We start from the raw sequence: 15,898 nt of genomic DNA, 5'->3' as shown, positions 1-15,898 counted from the left end.
GGCGTGTCGGTCGCCGTAGTCACGGATTCCACCGCCCACCTGCCGGAGGGCTTCGCCGAACGGCACGCGGTCCGGGTGGTGCCGCTGCACGTCCTCGTCGACGGCGTCGTCTCGCTCGACGGCGTGGAGACCGGGCCGGCGGCGGTCGCCGAAGCGATGAAGCAGCGCAAGATCGTCACGACGTCCCGGCCGACGCCCACCGAGTTCGCCGAGGAGTACCGCGCGGCGCTCGCCGACGGCGCCGACTCGATCGTCTCGGTCCACCTGTCGCGGGAGCTGTCGGGCACCTGGGAAGCGGCCGTGCTGGCGGCCCAGGAAGTGGGGCCCGACCGCGTCCGCGTGGTCGATTCGCGGACCACGGCGATGGGGCTGGGGTTCGCCGCGCTGCACGCCGCTTCGGCCGCTTCGGCGGGCGCTTCGGCGGCCGACGTCGAGGCCGCGGCGGTGACGGCGGCCGGCTGCTCGTCGACGTTGTTCGTCGTGGAAACCCTCGACCACCTGCGCCGCGGCGGGCGGATCGGCCCGGCGGCGGCGCTGCTCGGCACCGCGCTCGCCGTGAAGCCGGTGCTGCACATGGCCGACGGCCGCATCCTGCCGCTGGAAAAGGTCCGCACGATGAACCGCGCGATCGCGCGGCTGGTCGAGCTCGCCGCCGAAGCGGCGGCCGAAGACGACGTCGAGCTGGCCGTCCACCACCTCGCCTCGCCGGAGCGGGCGGTCGAACTGGCGAACCGGCTCGAAGAAGCGGTGCCGCGCTCGGCGGGCTGCGTGGTCTCCGAGCTGGGCGCGGTGATCGGGGCGCACACCGGGCCCGGGGTGCTGGGCGTGGTCGTCCAGCGCACGGTCCCGTCCCGGAGCTAGCCGAACCCGCCAGCATGCCACCCGGGTACGACGGAAACGGCCGTTCCCGGGCCGGGCCGGGGCAATCCGTCCACAACACCCCGGTTGTCCACAGGACGCGGCGCCACCCCTGTCGGACGCCTCCCCGCGCGCCCTAACGTCGATCGTGTGTTCGAGCAGTCCGCCCGGGATCCGGGCCCTCCCGTCAACGACCGGCTCTCCTGGCTGGCCGACCAGCTCTCGCCCGACGCGAGCACGGTCGGGCCGGGTGGCCGGCTGGTCCGGCGCTGGCTGCCGGGCGGCTCGGCCGGTGCCGGCCGCCGCCGGTGGGCGCTCGCCGGTGTCCTCGCCGCGGTCGTGGTGATCGTCCTCGGCTCGGTCGCGCTCCTCGGCGGCCCGCCGGCACCCGAGCCGCTGCCCGCGCTGCCGAGCGCGAAACCGGCGGCGGAGGCGCGGGCCGCACCCCAGGCCGGCCTTGTCGTGAGCGTGATCGGGCGCGTCCGGTCGCCGGGGCTGGTCACCGTGCCCCCGGGCAGCCGCGTCGCGGACGTGCTGCGCGCGGCGGGCGGGGCCGAACCCGGCGCGGACGTCTCCGCGCTGAACCTCGCCCGCAAGGTGGCCGACGGCGAGCAGCTCGCGGTCGGCGTCCCGGCGCCCGCCGCCGTGGCCGGCGCGCCCGCGGAGGGCGCGAAGGTCGACCTCAACGCTTCGACCGCGGACCAGCTGGACACGCTGCCGGGCATCGGCGAGGTGATGGCGAAGCGGATCGTCCAGTGGCGGACCGACCACGGCGGCTTCACCAAGATCGAGCAGCTGCGCGACATCGACGGGCTCGGCGAAAGCAAGTTCGAGAAGCTCCGCGAGAAGGTGACGGTCGGATGAGCGCGATTCCCCCGATCGACACCCGGCAGGACCTGCGGCTGGTCCCGGCGGCGCTGGCGTGCTGGCTGGCCGCGCTCGCCGGCCTGCTCCTCGGCTGGTGGACGGCCTTCGCCGCCGGGCTCGCCTCGGCGGCGCTCGCCGGGATCGTGTGCTGGCGGGCCCGTGATCGTCCCCGGGTGCTCGGCGCGGCGGCAGCGCTGCTGGTGCTGGGCCTCGTCGCCGCCGGTCCGATCGCCTGGCGGATCCGCGACGCCCAGGAAGATCCCCTTCCTGCCGAAGCGGCCCAAGGCCTGCCCGCGGTGCTGCGGGTCGTGGTCGCCGAACGTCCCAAGCCCGTGCGCGGCGCGGGCTACGCCGACCGGCAGGCCGGCGCCCGCTCGGTGGTGCTGACGGCCGACGTGCGCACGGCGTCGGTCGACGGGCGGCCGGTGCCGTCGTCCGGGCGCATCCTGGTGCTGGCTCCGGTCGAGCAGTGGGCGTCGCTGCTCCCCGGCCAGGAAGTGACGGCGCCGGGGCTGCTGATGCCGCCCCGCGGCTCGGACCTGACCGTGGCGGTGCTTTCGGTGCGCGGCCCGCCGGGGGAGCCCGGCCCGGCGCCGTGGTGGCAGCGGACCGCGGCCGGGCTCCGCGCAGGCTTGCACGACCTGTGTCGGGCCCTGCCGGACGAACCAGCCGGCCTGCTGCCGGGGCTGGTCCTGGGCGACACGAGCGGGCTGTCGCCTCGCGTCGAGCAGGAGTTCGTCACCGCGGGCCTCGCCCACCTCACCGCGGTCAGCGGCGGCAACCTCGCCGTGGCCTGTGGTGCGGTCCTGCTGCTGCTCCGCCTGCTGCGGCTCGGGCCGCGGCTGTCGGCGGTGGCGGCCGGGACCTGCCTGGCGGGGTTCCTGGTGCTGGTCGGGCCGGAGCCGAGCGTGCTGCGGGCGGGAGTCATGGCGGCGGTGGCACTGCTGGCACTGGCGCTGGGCCGGCGGGGTTCGGCGCTGCCCGCGCTGGCGTTCGCGGTGTGCGTGCTCGTGGTGGCGGACCCGGCGATGGCCACCGACTTCGGGTTCGCGTTGTCGGTCTTCGCCACCGCCGGGCTGGTGCTGCTCGCGCCGCGCTGGGCGGGTGGGCTGGTCCGCCGCGGGGTCCCGCCGGGCGTCGCGGAAGGGCTGGCGATCCCGCTGGCGGCCTTCCTGGTGACGGCGCCGGTGCTCGCGGGGATGGCGGGCTCGGTGAGCCTGGTCTCGGTGCTGACCAACGTCCTCGCCGCGCCCGTGGTGGCTCCGGCGACGGTGCTCGGCGTGCTGGCGACGGTCACCGGTCCGTGGTGGCCGGGCGGCGGGAGGTTCCTGGTGCACCTCGCCGATCCCGAAGCCTGGTGGCTGATCACGGTGGCGCGGCACGGCGCGCGGGCCCCGGGCGCGGTCATCGCCTGGCCGGGCGGCTGGTGGGGCGGGCTGCTCGCCGCCGCCGTCCTCGGGTTGCTGGTGCTGGCCGCCCGGGTCCGGCGGGTGCGGGTGCTCATGGCAGTCCTGGCCGCCTGCGCGTTGCTGGTGCTCGTGCCGGTCCGGGTGCTGGCGCCGGCGTGGCCGCCGCGGAACTGGGCGGTGGTCGAGTGCGACGTCGGCCAGGGTGACGCGGTGGTGCTGGCGACCGCCGAGCCGGGGCGGGCCGTCGTCGTGGACACCGGGCCCGAGCCGGGGCCGGTCGACGAGTGCCTGCACCGGCTGGCCGTCGACCGGATTCCGTTGCTGGTGCTGAGCCACCTGCACGCCGACCACATCGGCGGGCTCGCTTCGGTCTTCGACGGCCGGGCGGTCGGCGGGATCGCCGTCGGGCCGGGGCGGGCGCCGGAGTGGGCGTGGCGGCAGGTCGCCGCGGAGGCGGCCCGGCAGGCGGTGCCGCTGGTGGAGCTGACCCCGGGGGAGCGGCTGGCCTGGCCCGGCTTGTCGCTCGACGTGCTGGGGCCGCGTTACGTCCCGGCGCGGCCAGTGGGCCAGGACGGGACGGCCATCAACAACAGCTCGGTCGTGCTGCGCGCGGAAACGGCGGCGGGCCGGGTGATGCTGACCGGCGACGTCGAACTGGCCGCGCAGGCCGACCTGCTGGCCGACGTCGGTGATCTGAAAGCGGAGGTGCTGAAAGTCCCCCACCACGGTTCGCGCTACTCGCTGCCGTCGTTCCTCGCGGCGGTGGCGCCGCGGGTGGCGTTGGTCAGCGTGGGCGCCGGCAACACCTACGGCCACCCGAGCAAGTCCACAATGGACACTCTGACGGCGCTCGGTGCTCTCGTCACCCGGACCGACGCCGACGGCGACACGGCGGTCGTCGCGGACACGGCGGGTCCGGCGGTGGCGCGCCGGGGCGAACCCCGTGGGCCACCTCGCCGCTGAAGCCCGGGGCGCGCCAAGCGGCCCGCCCCGGGCGGCGCGGACGTCAGTAGCCGAGCGCCTCGTTCACGGCGGCGGCCGACGGCGGCACGATCGCCTTGGGGCCCACGTGGTTCTCGATCGCGTCGAGGGTCTTGAGGCCGTCGCCGGTGATCAGCAGGACGGTCTCGGCGTCCGGGTCCAGCTTGCCGGTCTCGACCAGCTTCTTCGCCGTGGCGACGGTGACCCCGCCTGCCGTCTCGGTGAAGATGCCTTCGGTGCGGGCCAGCAGCCGGATGCCTTCGACGACCTCTTCGTCGGTGACGTCCTCGATCGCGCCGCCGGTGCGGTTGACGATGTCGAGGACGTAGGGGCCGTCGGCCGGGTTGCCGATCGCCAGCGAGCGGGCGATGGTGTCCGGCTTCACCGGCTGGACCACGTCGTGCCCGGCGCGGAAGGCGGCCGAGACCGGCGAGCAACCGGTGGCCTGCGCGCCGAACACCTTGTACGGGCTGGCGTCCACGAGACCGAGCTGACCCAGCTCGCGGAAACCCTTGTCCACCTTCGTCAACTGCGAACCGGAGGCGATCGGCACGACGATCTGCGGCGGGATGCGCCAGCCGAGCTGCTCGGCGACCTCGAAGGCCAGCGTCTTCGAGCCTTCCGAGTAGTACGGCCGGACGTTCACGTTCACGAACGCCCACTTCGGGTGCTCGCCGGCCAGCTCGGTGGCGAGGCGGTTGACGTCGTCGTAGTTGCCGTCGACCGCGACGAGGTCGCCGTCGTACACGGCGGTGGTGAGGATCTTGGCGCGCTCGAGGGTCTTCGGGATCAGCACGACCGACCGCCAGCCGGCGCGGGCCGCGGCGGCGGCCGTCGCGTTGGCCAGGTTGCCGGTCGACGGACACGCGAGCACCTCGAACCCGAACTCGCGGGCCGCGGCCAGCGCGACGGCGACGACGCGGTCCTTGAACGAGTGCGTCGGGTTGCCGGTGTCGTCCTTGACCCACACGCGCTTGAGGCCGAGTTCCTTGGCGAGGCGGTCGGCGCGGACCAGGCGGGTCGCGCCCGGCTCGGTGTTCGGGATCTCTTCGACGTTGGACGGAACCGGGAGGAGTTTCTTGTAGCGCCAGATGTTCTTGGGGCCGGCCTCGATGTCTTCGCGGCGGACGCGGCCGAAGTCGTAGGCGACCTCGAGCGGCGAGAAGTCTTCGGCGGAGACGAATTCGGGGGCGAGCGGCTGCCGGTGACCCTCTTCCTTCGACACCAGCTCGACGGCGGGACCGAGGTCCGGGGTCTTGGTGGTGGAGGTCGTGCCGAGGGTTGCGGTCATCGCGAGGTTCCTTTCCTCATCTGCCCCGCCGAAGCGGGCCGGAATTGGCACCGTGGTCGTCAGCTACCCCGCGATCGCGGGATGACGGGCTGTACGCCGGTTGCCGGGGCTTCGTCGGGCCGTTCCCTCTGCCCCTCTGGATGAGCGGTATTCGGTTGTCGGTGCGCGCACGCCGGGTGTCCCCGGGGCGGGCTGCCTCGGCTACACCGTACGACATCGTGCGCGGCCCGTGCCACGGTGGCCGCCCGACATCACCGGAGCGGGCGCACCGCGGCGCGGGTGAGAAGATTCGGGGGTGACCGCGCAAGCCACCGCCCCGGCCCCGCTGCACCTGGTCCTGGGTGACGAAGAACTGCTGATCGAGCGGGCCGTCCGCGACACGCTCGCCGCCGCCCGCGCGACGGACCCGACGGCCGAGCTGACCCGGGTCCGGGTGTCCGATCTCACAGCGCCCGAGCTGGCCGAACTGGTGAGCCCGTCGCTGTTCAGCGAAGGCCGCGTGATCGTCCTGGAATCGGCCCAGGACATCTCGCAGGAGCTGGCCGACGCCGTGGCGTCCTACCTGAAGGACCCGGCGGACGGGGTCGTGCTCGTCGTCGTCCACACCGGCGGCGGCCGCAGCAAGGCGGGCAAGTCGCTCCCGGCGGTGCTGAAGAAGGCCGGGGCCGAGATCACCGAGTGCCCGAAGCTGACGAAGCCGGCCGAGCGCGAGCAGTTCGTGCGGCACGAGGTGCGCCGGGCGGGCGGCAAGATCGACCCGGCCGGGGTCGCCGCGCTGATCGACGCCGTGGGCTCCGACCTGCGCGAACTCTCCTCGGCGGCCAGCCAGCTGGTGGCCGACACGGGCGGCGCGGTCGACGCCGACGCCGTCCGCCGGTACCACCGCGGCCGCGCCGACGTGACGGGCTTCGCGGTCGCCGAGAAGGCGGTCAGCGGCGACCGCTCGGCGGCGCTGGAGTCGTTGCGCTGGGCGATGCAGCTCGGGGTCCCGCACGTCCTGGTGGCCGACGCGCTGGCCGACGCGGTCCGCACGATCGCGCGCGTCTCGGGCGCCGGTCGCGGCAACCCGAATCAGATGGCGGGCGAGCTGGGCATGCCGCCGTGGAAGATCCGCAAGGCGCAGGGGCAGTCCCGTGGCTGGAACCAGGACGGGCTGGCCACGGCCATGCGGGTGGTCGCGCGGCTGAACGCCGAGGTCAAGGGCGTGGCGGCGGACCCGGGCTACGCGCTGGAACGCGCGGTCCTTGAAGTCGCAGCAGCCAAGGGCGACCGCTGACCCCGGACACGAAGAAGGCCCCGGCCGAAGCCGGGGCCTTCCCAGAAATCAACCAGCTCAGAGCGCGTTGACGCGCTTGGCCAGCGCCGACTTCTTGTTGGCGGCCTGGTTGGCGTGGATGACGCCCTTCGAGACGGCCTTGTCCAGCTTCTGGGCGGCGTCGCGCTGCAGCTCGACGGCCTTGGCCTTGTCGCCGGCCTCGGCGGCTTCGCGGACCTTGCGGATCGCGGTCTTCACCGAGGACCGGATCGCCTGGTTGCGCTGACGCGCCTTCTCGTTCGTGGTGATGCGCTTGATCTGCGACTTGATGTTGGCCATAGGGCAACTCCTGCTTCACTCGGTGAGATCGCCGCCGCGCTGAAGTGGCCCCGCGGAAAGCGGGTTTCCTCCATGACGGAATGCCGCACGGGCAGCGAACGCCCACTTTAACAGCCGGGCCGCGGGCGTCCGGCGGCGGGAGTACGGTGGACGGCGGTCAGTGCCTAGGGTTCCGCCGCCGGTCCGCGCACACCGCACCACACAACCAGGACCGGGCGGGTCTGGTCCGAGCGGCACCATCGGCGGGCCCGGACGGCCGGTCGTTCATCTGACGGGGCAAAAGCCTGGAGGACCCGGTTTTCGCGCGCGCGAAAACCCGAAGGGGTCCTGTGAACGCCACCGCCTTGTCCCTCGTTCTCGTCGCCGCCGTCGTGCACGCCGCGTGGAACCTCGCCGCCAAGCGGATCTCCTCCGGCGGCACCCAGTTCGTCTGGCTCTACTACACGGTTTCCGCCGTCCTCCTGCTGCCGGTGACCGTCGTGCTGCTGGTCGTCGAGCCCGAACGTCCACAGTGGAGCTGGCTGCTCGCCGCCGTGGTGACGGCGGTGCTGCACGTCGCCTACGGCGTCGTCCTGCAACGCGGGTACCGCGTCGGGGACCTCTCCGTCGTCTACCCCGTCGCGCGGGGCACCGGACCGCTGCTGTCGGTGCTGGCCGCCGTCCTCGTGCTCGGCGAACGGCCCGGCGTCCTCGGCCTGGCCGGCGCGTTCCTGGTCATCGCCGGCGTGCTGGTGATCAGCACCGGCCGCCAGGCCGAGGACCCCCGTGCGGTCAAGGCGGGGATCCTCTACGGCCTGCTCACCGGCGCCACCATCGCCGGCTACACCCTCTGGGACGCGCACTCCGTGACCGGTATCGGCGTGCCGCCGGTCGTCTACTTCGGCCTCGGCTCGCTCCTGCAGAGCGCGATGCTCGTGCCCGGCGCGCTGGCCGATCGCGCCGAAGTCCGCCGCATCTGGCGTGAGCAGCGCCGGGAGGTGCTGCTGGTCGCCGTGCTGTCGCCGGTCGCGTACATCCTCGTGCTGTTCGCGCTCACGATGGCGCCGGTCAGCCTGGTCGCGCCCGCCCGGGAGCTGAGCATCGTGATCGGCGGCGTCGCCGCGTGGCTGGTGCTGGGCGAAAGCAACGCCGTCCGGCGGCTGGCCGGGTCGGTGATCGTGCTGTCCGGCATCGCCGCGATTGCGGCCGCCTGAGCGCGTCCGGTAGGGATGGTGCGATGGAAGTCCTGAAGAGCAGGCTCATCGTCCGCCCGCGCGACGCCGCCGCGACCACCGCGTTCTACCGCGACACCCTCGGCCTGGCCGTGGAGCGCGAGTTCCCCGGCGGCACCGTGTTCTTCCTCGGGCACGGCTCCCTGGAGGTCTCCGGCGCGGGCGAAACGGGCTCGTCGCCCGACCTGGTGCTCTGGCTGCAGGTCCGCGACCTCGCCGGGACGCTGGCCGATCTGAAGGCGAAGGGCCTGGAGCCGGTGCGGGACGCCCAGCGCGAGCCGTGGGGCCTCGACGAGGCCTGGATCGCCGACCCGGACGGCACGCGGATCGTGCTGGTCGAGGTGCCCGAGGGCCACCCGATCCGCACGGACACCCGCTAGGCGGGCTTGACGGCCCGCAGCTGCGCGGCGAGCGCGGCGAACCCGGGCGGCTCCCAGGTCCACGTCTGCAGGTCGGCGAAGCCCGCGGCCGCGGCCTCGTCGGCCAGCACGTGCCTGCTCACGGGCAGCCACTTCTCGTGCGCGGACACCAGCAGCCGTCCGCCCGGGCGCAGCACCCGGAACAGCTCGGCGAAGCCCGCCGCGCGGTCGTCCCACAGCATGACGTTGTTCACGCTCAGCACGACGTCGACGGACTCGTCGGGCTCGCCGGTGCGCGCGGCCGAGCCTTCGCGCAGCTCGGCGCGGTCGCCGCAGCGCTCGTGGCACAGCGCGAGCATCTCGGGGGAGGGGTCGACGCCGATGGTGCGCCCGGCCAGGCGCGCGGTGGCGGCCAGGCCGATGCCGGGGCCGGGCCCGACGACCAGGGCGGTCTCGTCCGGTTCGATCTTCGCGAGGTCGACGACGCGGTGTTCGGTGGCGGCGTTGCCCCGCGCCATGACCCAGCCGCCGAGGCGGCCGAGCGGGCCGGAGGGGTGACCGAACGCACGGTCGAGAACGCGGGAAAAGCCGCTGGTCTCCGGCTGGGGAGGGGGTGCCGGCTGGTGCGGAGTGCTCATACTTCGAGGGCACCACGGATCGCGGAACCCCGCATCGGGGATGACCCCCACCCGCACCCGGAGGGTCATGGGAACATAGAGGTGGCCATCCCCGACTTTCCGAGGACTCATTCGAGTGACGACGTTCGCCGACACCACCTTCACGCCTCCGGAGCTCATCCGGAACTTCTGCATCATCGCGCACATCGACCACGGCAAGTCCACCCTGGCCGACCGCATGCTGCAGCTCACCGGCGTCGTGGAAGAGCGGGCCATGCGCGCTCAGTACCTCGACCGGATGGACATCGAGCGCGAGCGCGGCATCACGATCAAGGCGCAGAACGTCCGGCTGCCCTGGCAGGTCGACGGGCAGGACCACGTCCTGCACATGATCGACACGCCGGGCCACGTCGACTTCACCTACGAGGTGTCCCGGGCGCTGGAAGCGTGTGAAGGCGCGATCCTGCTGGTCGACGCCGCGCAGGGGATCGAGGCCCAGACCCTGGCCAACCTGTACCTCGCGCTGGAGAACAACCTCCAGATCATCCCGGTCCTGAACAAGATCGACCTGCCCTCGGCCGACCCCGACAAGTACGCGGGTGAGCTGGCCCACATCATCGGCTGCGAGCCCGAGGACGTGCTGCGCGTCTCGGCCAAGACCGGCATGGGGGTCGGCGACCTGCTCGACGAGGTCGTCAAGCAGGTCCCGGCGCCGCAGGGCGACGCCGACGCGCCCGCCCGCGCGATGATCTTCGACTCGGTGTACGACACCTACCGCGGCGTCGTCACCTACATCCGCGTCGTCGACGGCAAGATCACGCCGCGCGAAAAGATCAAGATGATGTCGACCGGCGCGACGCACGAGCTGCTCGAGGTCGGCATCATCTCGCCGGAGCCCAAGCCCAGCAAGGGGCTCGGCGTCGGCGAGGTCGGCTACCTGATCACCGGCGTGAAGGACGTCCGGCAGTCGAAGGTCGGCGACACCGTGACGTCCGAGCGCCACGGCGCGAAAGAAGCGCTGGCGGGCTACCGCGAGCCGAAGCCGATGGTCTACTCCGGACTGTACCCGGTGGACGGCTCCGACTACCCCGAGTTGCGCGAGGCGCTGGACAAGCTCCAGCTCAACGACGCCGCGCTCGACTACGAGCCGGAGACGTCGGTGGCGCTGGGCTTCGGCTTCCGCTGCGGCTTCCTCGGCCTGCTGCACCTGGAGATCACCCGCGACCGGCTCGAGCGCGAGTTCGGCCTCGACCTGATCTCGACGGCGCCGAACGTCATCTACCGCGTGGTCCTGGAGGACCGCAACGAGGTCGTCGTGACCAACCCGTCGGACTGGCCGACCGGGCTGAAGATCGCCGAGGTGCACGAGCCGGTGTCGAAGGTCAGCATCCTCGCGCCGTCGGAGTTCGTCGGCACGATCATGGAGCTGTGCCAGACGAAGCGCGGCACCCTGCTGGGGATGGACTACCTGTCCGAGGACCGCGTCGAACTGCGCTACAACATCCCGCTCGCGGAAATCATCTTCGACTTCTTCGACACGCTGAAGTCGCGTACGCGCGGTTACGCGTCGCTCGACTACGAAGAGGCGGGCGAGCAGATCGCGGACCTGGTCAAGGTGGACATCCTGCTGCAGGGCGAAACCGTCGACGCGTTCTCGGCGATCGTGCACAAGGACGCGGCCTACGGCTACGGCAACCGCATGGCGACGCGGCTGCGCGAGCTGATCCCGCGCCAGCAGTTCGAGGTCCCGATCCAGGCGGCGGTCGGTTCGCGGATCATCGCGCGCGAGACGATCCGCGCGATCCGCAAGGACGTGCTCGCGAAGTGCTACGGCGGTGACATCTCGCGGAAGCGGAAGCTGCTGGAGAAGCAGAAGGAAGGCAAGAAGCGGATGAAGACCGTCGGCCGGGTCGAGGTCCCGCAGGAGGCCTTCGTCGCCGCACTGTCCACTGAGGACTCGGGCAAGAACAAGAAGTGAGTGTCGCCTCGAAGTGACACCGGCGCCGTTATTCACTCTTCCGCGTGAATAACGGCGCCGAACCCGTGTTCGATGCGGTTTCTGTCGGTGCTCTCTGGTGCTCTGGTGCGAAGAGCGAAAGGAGGGCACGATGACTCTCATGATGGACTTCCAGTATCCGACCGGGTCGGGCCCCATGACGGTGCGCGACCTGGAGGGGATGCCGGATGACGGCCGAAGATACGAACTCATCGACGGGGCGCTGCTCGTGACCCCGGCACCCGGGCTGCGGCACCAGAAGATCGCCTACCGCCTCTACGGCGTGCTGGAAGCGGTGTGCCCGCCGGAGTTCGACGTGCTCGGCGCCCCGTTCGCGGTGCACCACGGCGACCGGATCGAGCTGCAGCCGGACGTCCTGGTGGGCCGCGCGGCGGACTTCACCGAGAAGGACCTCCCGGCGCCGCCGGTGCTCGCCGTCGAAGTGCTGTCGCCCAGCACGGCGATCTACGACCTGAACCTCAAGAAGGCGGTCTACGAACGCCTCGGCACCGGCAGCTACTGGGTGATCGACCCGGCCGACCCCGCGCTGACGGTGTTCGAGCTGGACGGCGACGGTCACTACCAGCAGGTGGACAAGGCGGCGGGTGACGAGGTGCTGGAGGTCGAGCTGCCGTTCCCGGTGCGGATCGTGCCGAGGGAGCTGCTGGGGCGGCGCGGCTGAGCCGGGACCGGCGCGGTCAGTGGTGGCGGATGCGGGGTGAGCCGCGGAGCTGGGCGTGCAGCTGCCGGTGCCGTAGTTCCTTCCGGAGGCGCTCGACCACGGCGTCGAACAGGCCCGGGTCGAGGATCGCCGTCTGCTCGAACTGCCGCCGGCCCGGTGGCGCCGGGGCGAGCCGCCCGCGCGGTGCGTAGCGCTGGACGGAGCTCTCGACGCCGCCGCCGGTGACCAGGTCGACCCAGAGGGCGTCGCGCACGAAGCCGTCGCCGAAGCGCGCCGAGCGGCGTGGCGTGATGTCGGCGATCTGCGTCCACGGGATCACGCGCGTGCTGAGCGTCCCCGCGGGCAGGCGGAGGCCTTCTTCGCCGACGGTGAGGTCCTGGAGGCCCTCGAAGCCGCGCTTGAGGTCACCGGCGCGGGACGCGCGGTAGGCCAGCACGGCGACGACCACGGTCGCCGCGTAGGCCCCGCCGATCAGCCACGGCGACTGGCCGCGCACCAGTCCGAGGGCGAGGACCACGCCGAACCCGGCGTCGGCGACGAGGAGCACGCCGAGCAGGACCTTGACCGGCGTGCTGACGCGAGGGGGTGACTCGGACAACGACGACTCCCGGAGGGGGAAGGATCAGGGATTGCCGATTATCCGGTCCGCCCGGACGAACACCGAAACCCGCCGCTCTTCGGCCATCACGCGGTCGTACTCGGCCCAGTCGTCGTGCGTCCCGGTCGCGGCGATGAAAACGTCGCGCAGCAGCTGCGGCAGCCCCGCGGGGTCGAAGGCGGGATCGGGATCATCCGGTCCGACGAGGTGCGTGGCCCCGGTGACGGACAGCCAGTTCCACCCCCGCCGGAACGTCACGGTGGCGTGCCCGGCCCGCCGAAGCAGCGCGAGCTTGTGCGCCTTCCCGACGGCGACATAGGCAACCCCGGCCGCCCCGGTCACCGGATCGTCGAAGACCCCGGCGTTGACGACGGACGAGTGCACGGTCCCATCGGCCCGGGTGGTGGCGACGGTGGCAAGGCCGTGCTCCTGCAGCGACAGCGTGCGAACCTGCTCCAGATCGGCGCTCATGCCCCAACCTAACCCGCCGGCCGCCGTCGGTGTTCCGGTATCACCAGGTGAAGTGCCGAGCTGACCGTTCGTGCACGCCGAGGCGGGGGCCGTCACCCCACGTGGGCGTCTCCCCAGATCGCCCGGTCGAACTCGTTGCAGTCCTTCGGGGTGAAGAACGTTGCGGAAAGCCGGAGGCGTAGTACTCCCTTGACCGGCACCGAGACGGACGCTTGTTCGCCGTACGCGATGTCCGTGGAATACCGGGGACTGGAACTGTTGTCCGCGAACACCTCGTAACGGACTTTGAGATCCGGCCGGTCGGTGTCCTTCAAAGCGGCTGTCGCCGTGAAGGTCGCGTATTTGCGCTCGAGGGAATAGTCGACGTACGAGACCCGGCTGCTGCTCAGGCAATAGTTCTGAGACGCGTAGACGCTGTGCAGGTAGTCGTGGCCGTTCGCCGTCATGAGTTCCTCGGTGCCGTCGGCGCCGACCGTCTTGACCGCCTTCATCTGGCTGAGGTACCCGGACGGTGGGTCCGCCGCGACGGCGGGTGTCGATTCCTCGATCGGCTGCGGCCGCGTCGTGCTGGGCGGTCGTTCCGGCTGCTGCGCGTTGGTCGGCTGTCCCGACGTCTCCGGCGGCTGGGACGGTGTGTCCGGAGCCGGTCTGCCCCCGTCCGGCGTGAGCGTTGTCGCAGTGCCGGAACTGCCGCCGGCGGGAAACCAGGAGGCGATGACCGCCGGCGCCGGGCTCGCGAAGAAGGCAACGCCGATGCACAAGACACCCAGGGCGCCGATCGTCCGGACCGCGAACTTCGTCAGCGCGCCGGCTTTGGCGTCGACCCGGATGAAGTGCCTGACGATGACCCGCCCACCGGTCACCGCGAACACCAGAAGAGCGACACCGAGACCGAAGATGCCCAGCAAAGCGCTCTGGGAGTTGCCCACAGCCCGAAGAACTTCGATCACTGGACTCCTCGTGCGGGGCGCTCCGCGCAGGGCGAGCGTGCGCCTTCGGATCGGACTCCAGCTGAGTCGAACGGGTGAAAGATCCTGTTACAGTTCCGCGCCGGCCGGGCCCGCCTCACCGAGACGGGCCCGGCCCGTACCTCAGCAGGTGCCGTTGTCGGTCCACACTCCCCACTGGCCCGTCGTTCCTGGCTCCTCGCCCTGCGTCCACCACTTCGCCGTCCACTTGTGCCCGTTGTGCGACACCACGTTGCCGCCCGTGTAGACCTGCGAAGCGCTCCACGCCGGGTCCGTGCACGTGCCGGGGTTCGTCGTGCCGCCGGTGTCCCAAGCCACCTGCGTGGACCGGTAGAAGTTGATCCCCTGCGCCACCCAGCGCGGGGCCTGGGCGCCGAGGCGGGTGCGGAACGTCGTCCAGTCGTGGGTCGACCAGGGGGACCAGCCCAGCTCCGCGTGGGCGGCCAGGCGGGGGAAGGCCAGGTAGTCGATGTCGGCCGGCTTGGTCACCGTTTCCGTCCACAGCGGGGATTCGACGCCGCGGACCGCCGATTCGCCCACGCCCGACAGGTAAGCGCCCGGGTTCCAGCCGTACGCGTCCTGGACCTCGATGTAGCCCGCCCACGACAGGCCGATGGGGGTGGAGCTGTTGTACTTCATGTCCAGGTACGCCTTGTTCGCCGGCGACAGGATCACCTTGCTGCCGCGGGAAACCGCCGCCGACACGCCCGCGTCCGACGTCGTGGTGCCCCAGAACTGCGGGGTCGCCGAAGCGGGCAGGGTCGCCTTCGCGATGTCGTGCCAGCCCACCACCTGCTTGCCCGTCGCCGCGACCAGGGGGAGGACCTTGTTCACGAACGTCAGGTAGTCGGACGCGGAGGTCGAGGACGCCTCGTCGCCGCCGATGTGGAGGTACGGGCCCGGGGTCAGGGCCGCCAGTTCGCGCAGGACGTCCGCGATGAACGTGTACGTGATGTCCTTCGAGATGCACAGCGAGCTGTAGCCGACCGCCGTGTCCGTGCGCAGCGCCGGGGCCACCCCGTTGCAGTTCAGCTCCGCGTACGACGCCAGCGCCGCGTTGACGTGCCCCGGCATGTCGATCTCCGGGATGATCGTGATGTGGCGCGAGGCCGCGTAGTCCACGATCTCGGTGTACTGCGCCTTCGTGTAGTAGCCGCCCGCGCCGCCGCCGACCTGGGTGCTGCCGCCGTACGTCGCCAGCTTCGGCCAGCTGTCGATCTGGAGGCGCCAGCCCTGGTCGTCCGCCAGGTGCAGGTGCAGGGCGTTGATCTTGTACTGGGCGAGCTGGTCGAGGTAGCGCTTGACCGTCGACACCGGGTGGAAGTGCCGCGCGACGTCGAGCATCGCGCCGCGGTAGCCGAAGCGCGGGTAGTCCAGGACCGTCGCGCCCGGGACGCTCCACGGGCCGGGCTGCGCCGAGGGGCTCTCGATGCTGCCGGGCAGGAGCTGCCGCAGCGTCTGGACGCCGGCGAAGAGCCCGTCGGCGGTCGTCGCCCGGATGGTGACCGAGGACGCCGACGACACGAGCTGGTAGCCCTGCGCGCCGACGGACGCGGGCGCGCCGCTGAGCAGCAGGGCGATGCTGTCGGACGGCACGGACGCCGGGGCGTCGGACACCGGCAGCGCGAAGCCGGTCGACGGGCGCAGCACGCCGGCCAGGTAGTCGCCCACCTGCTTCGCCGGGGCGGAGCCGGCCTCGGTGACGATCTTCGTCGTCGAGACCAGCGGGAACGAGACCCCGGCGGCGGCCGTCACCGAAACCGGGACCGGGACGATCGACTGCAGCGCCGGCGTGGCCGCCGCGGCCGGGGTGAGCTGGGCGGCTGTCGTACTGGCGCCGATCAGGGCCAGCACGGCGAGTGCGCGGCCGAGGCGCCGCGTTCTGGACGTCTTCACCGGGGGACCTCCTGGCGGGATGGGCGCGACCTCGCCGTCGCGCCTGCCCGGATCGTCGCACCTTCGGCGGCCGTGGTCTAGACCAGTCTGGGTGGTTGAG

At 72.1% G+C, this 15,898-nt stretch carries 15 protein-coding genes and 1 riboswitch; of the genes, 8 read left to right on the top strand and 7 right to left on the bottom strand.

The features are described 5' to 3' along the window. The first annotated feature begins 3 nt into the window (after positions 1 to 3). The 3 genes from EIY87_RS37845 (at position 4) to EIY87_RS37835 (ending at position 4,097) form a co-directional block, all read left to right on the top strand. Positions 4 to 861, top strand: coding sequence for a DegV family protein (locus EIY87_RS37845; RefSeq protein ID WP_125314745.1), 858 nt, complete (start codon positions 4 to 6; stop codon positions 859 to 861). A 147-nt stretch (positions 862 to 1,008) separates the two neighbouring features. After that, the gene (locus tag EIY87_RS37840) at positions 1,009 to 1,722 is read left to right on the top strand and encodes a ComEA family DNA-binding protein (protein ID WP_125314744.1); all 714 of its coding nucleotides are present in this window, start codon (positions 1,009 to 1,011) and stop codon (positions 1,720 to 1,722) included. Continuing rightward, a complete protein-coding gene (locus tag EIY87_RS37835) occupies positions 1,719 to 4,097 on the top strand; it encodes a ComEC/Rec2 family competence protein (protein WP_125314743.1) in 2,379 nt (792 codons plus the stop codon). The genes EIY87_RS37840 and EIY87_RS37835 overlap by 4 nt, the downstream gene beginning before the upstream one ends. Before the next feature lie 43 nt (positions 4,098 to 4,140). Here the strand turns inward: EIY87_RS37835 and thrC are convergent, their stop codons facing one another. Then, positions 4,141 to 5,406 carry a threonine synthase gene (gene thrC, locus EIY87_RS37830; RefSeq protein WP_125314742.1) on the bottom strand — a complete coding sequence of 422 codons (1,266 nt, stop codon included), beginning with the start codon at positions 5,404 to 5,406 and terminating at the stop codon, positions 4,141 to 4,143. Between the two features lie 13 nt (positions 5,407 to 5,419). After that, positions 5,420 to 5,553: riboswitch (SAM riboswitch) on the bottom strand. 148 nt (positions 5,554 to 5,701) lie between these two features. On the opposite strand from thrC, the gene holA reads away from it, so the two are divergent. After that, positions 5,702 to 6,682 carry a DNA polymerase III subunit delta gene (holA, locus tag EIY87_RS37825; protein ID WP_125314741.1) on the top strand — a complete coding sequence of 327 codons (981 nt, stop codon included), beginning with the start codon at positions 5,702 to 5,704 and terminating at the stop codon, positions 6,680 to 6,682. Positions 6,683 to 6,739: 57 nt separating this feature from the next. Here holA and rpsT read toward each other — a convergent pair whose 3' ends face one another. Beyond that, complete coding sequence (gene rpsT / locus EIY87_RS37820) at positions 6,740 to 7,000, bottom strand: 30S ribosomal protein S20 (RefSeq protein WP_013228460.1); 261 nt, start codon at positions 6,998 to 7,000, stop codon at positions 6,740 to 6,742. 329 nt (positions 7,001 to 7,329) lie between these two features. On the opposite strand from rpsT, the gene EIY87_RS37815 reads away from it, so the two are divergent. Further along, on the top strand, positions 7,330 to 8,193 hold the full coding sequence (locus tag EIY87_RS37815) for a DMT family transporter (protein ID WP_191984413.1): 864 nt from the start codon (positions 7,330 to 7,332) through the stop codon (positions 8,191 to 8,193). Between the two features lie 23 nt (positions 8,194 to 8,216). Continuing rightward, the gene (locus tag EIY87_RS37810) at positions 8,217 to 8,591 is read left to right on the top strand and encodes a VOC family protein (protein ID WP_125314739.1); all 375 of its coding nucleotides are present in this window, start codon (positions 8,217 to 8,219) and stop codon (positions 8,589 to 8,591) included. On the opposite strand, the gene EIY87_RS37805 is transcribed toward EIY87_RS37810, so the two are convergent. Further along, a complete protein-coding gene (locus tag EIY87_RS37805) occupies positions 8,588 to 9,208 on the bottom strand; it encodes a class I SAM-dependent methyltransferase (protein ID WP_125314738.1) in 621 nt (206 codons plus the stop codon). The two genes, EIY87_RS37810 and EIY87_RS37805, sit on opposite strands and share 4 nt — an antisense overlap. Before the next feature lie 115 nt (positions 9,209 to 9,323). Here EIY87_RS37805 and lepA point away from each other — a divergent pair, with 115 nt between their 5' ends. Both lepA and EIY87_RS37795 read left to right on the top strand, forming a co-directional pair. Beyond that, positions 9,324 to 11,165 carry a translation elongation factor 4 gene (lepA, locus tag EIY87_RS37800; protein ID WP_125314737.1) on the top strand — a complete coding sequence of 614 codons (1,842 nt, stop codon included), beginning with the start codon at positions 9,324 to 9,326 and terminating at the stop codon, positions 11,163 to 11,165. 130 nt (positions 11,166 to 11,295) lie between these two features. After that, a complete protein-coding gene (locus tag EIY87_RS37795) occupies positions 11,296 to 11,865 on the top strand; it encodes a Uma2 family endonuclease (protein ID WP_125314736.1) in 570 nt (189 codons plus the stop codon). A gap of 16 nt (positions 11,866 to 11,881) precedes the next feature. Here the strand turns inward: EIY87_RS37795 and EIY87_RS37790 are convergent, their stop codons facing one another. The 4 genes from EIY87_RS37790 to EIY87_RS37775 form a co-directional block, all read right to left on the bottom strand. Further along, entirely contained in the window at positions 11,882 to 12,463 is a 582-nt protein-coding gene (locus EIY87_RS37790; RefSeq protein ID WP_125314735.1) for a hypothetical protein, read from the bottom strand. A 24-nt stretch (positions 12,464 to 12,487) separates the two neighbouring features. After that, positions 12,488 to 12,934, bottom strand: a complete 447-nt coding sequence (locus tag EIY87_RS37785; RefSeq protein WP_125314734.1) for a pyridoxamine 5'-phosphate oxidase family protein — start codon at positions 12,932 to 12,934, stop codon at positions 12,488 to 12,490. A gap of 92 nt (positions 12,935 to 13,026) precedes the next feature. After that, on the bottom strand, positions 13,027 to 13,884 hold the full coding sequence (locus EIY87_RS37780) for an NPCBM/NEW2 domain-containing protein (protein ID WP_125314733.1): 858 nt from the start codon (positions 13,882 to 13,884) through the stop codon (positions 13,027 to 13,029). Between the two features lie 141 nt (positions 13,885 to 14,025). Continuing rightward, positions 14,026 to 15,798 carry a family 20 glycosylhydrolase gene (locus tag EIY87_RS37775; RefSeq protein ID WP_125314732.1) on the bottom strand — a complete coding sequence of 591 codons (1,773 nt, stop codon included), beginning with the start codon at positions 15,796 to 15,798 and terminating at the stop codon, positions 14,026 to 14,028. Positions 15,799 to 15,898: the final 100 nt, after the last annotated feature.

This window comes from Amycolatopsis eburnea, assembly GCF_003937945.1.
GTDB classification, from domain to species: domain Bacteria; phylum Actinomycetota; class Actinomycetes; order Mycobacteriales; family Pseudonocardiaceae; genus Amycolatopsis; species Amycolatopsis eburnea.
This window is presented reverse-complemented; position numbering and strand designations above follow the sequence as displayed.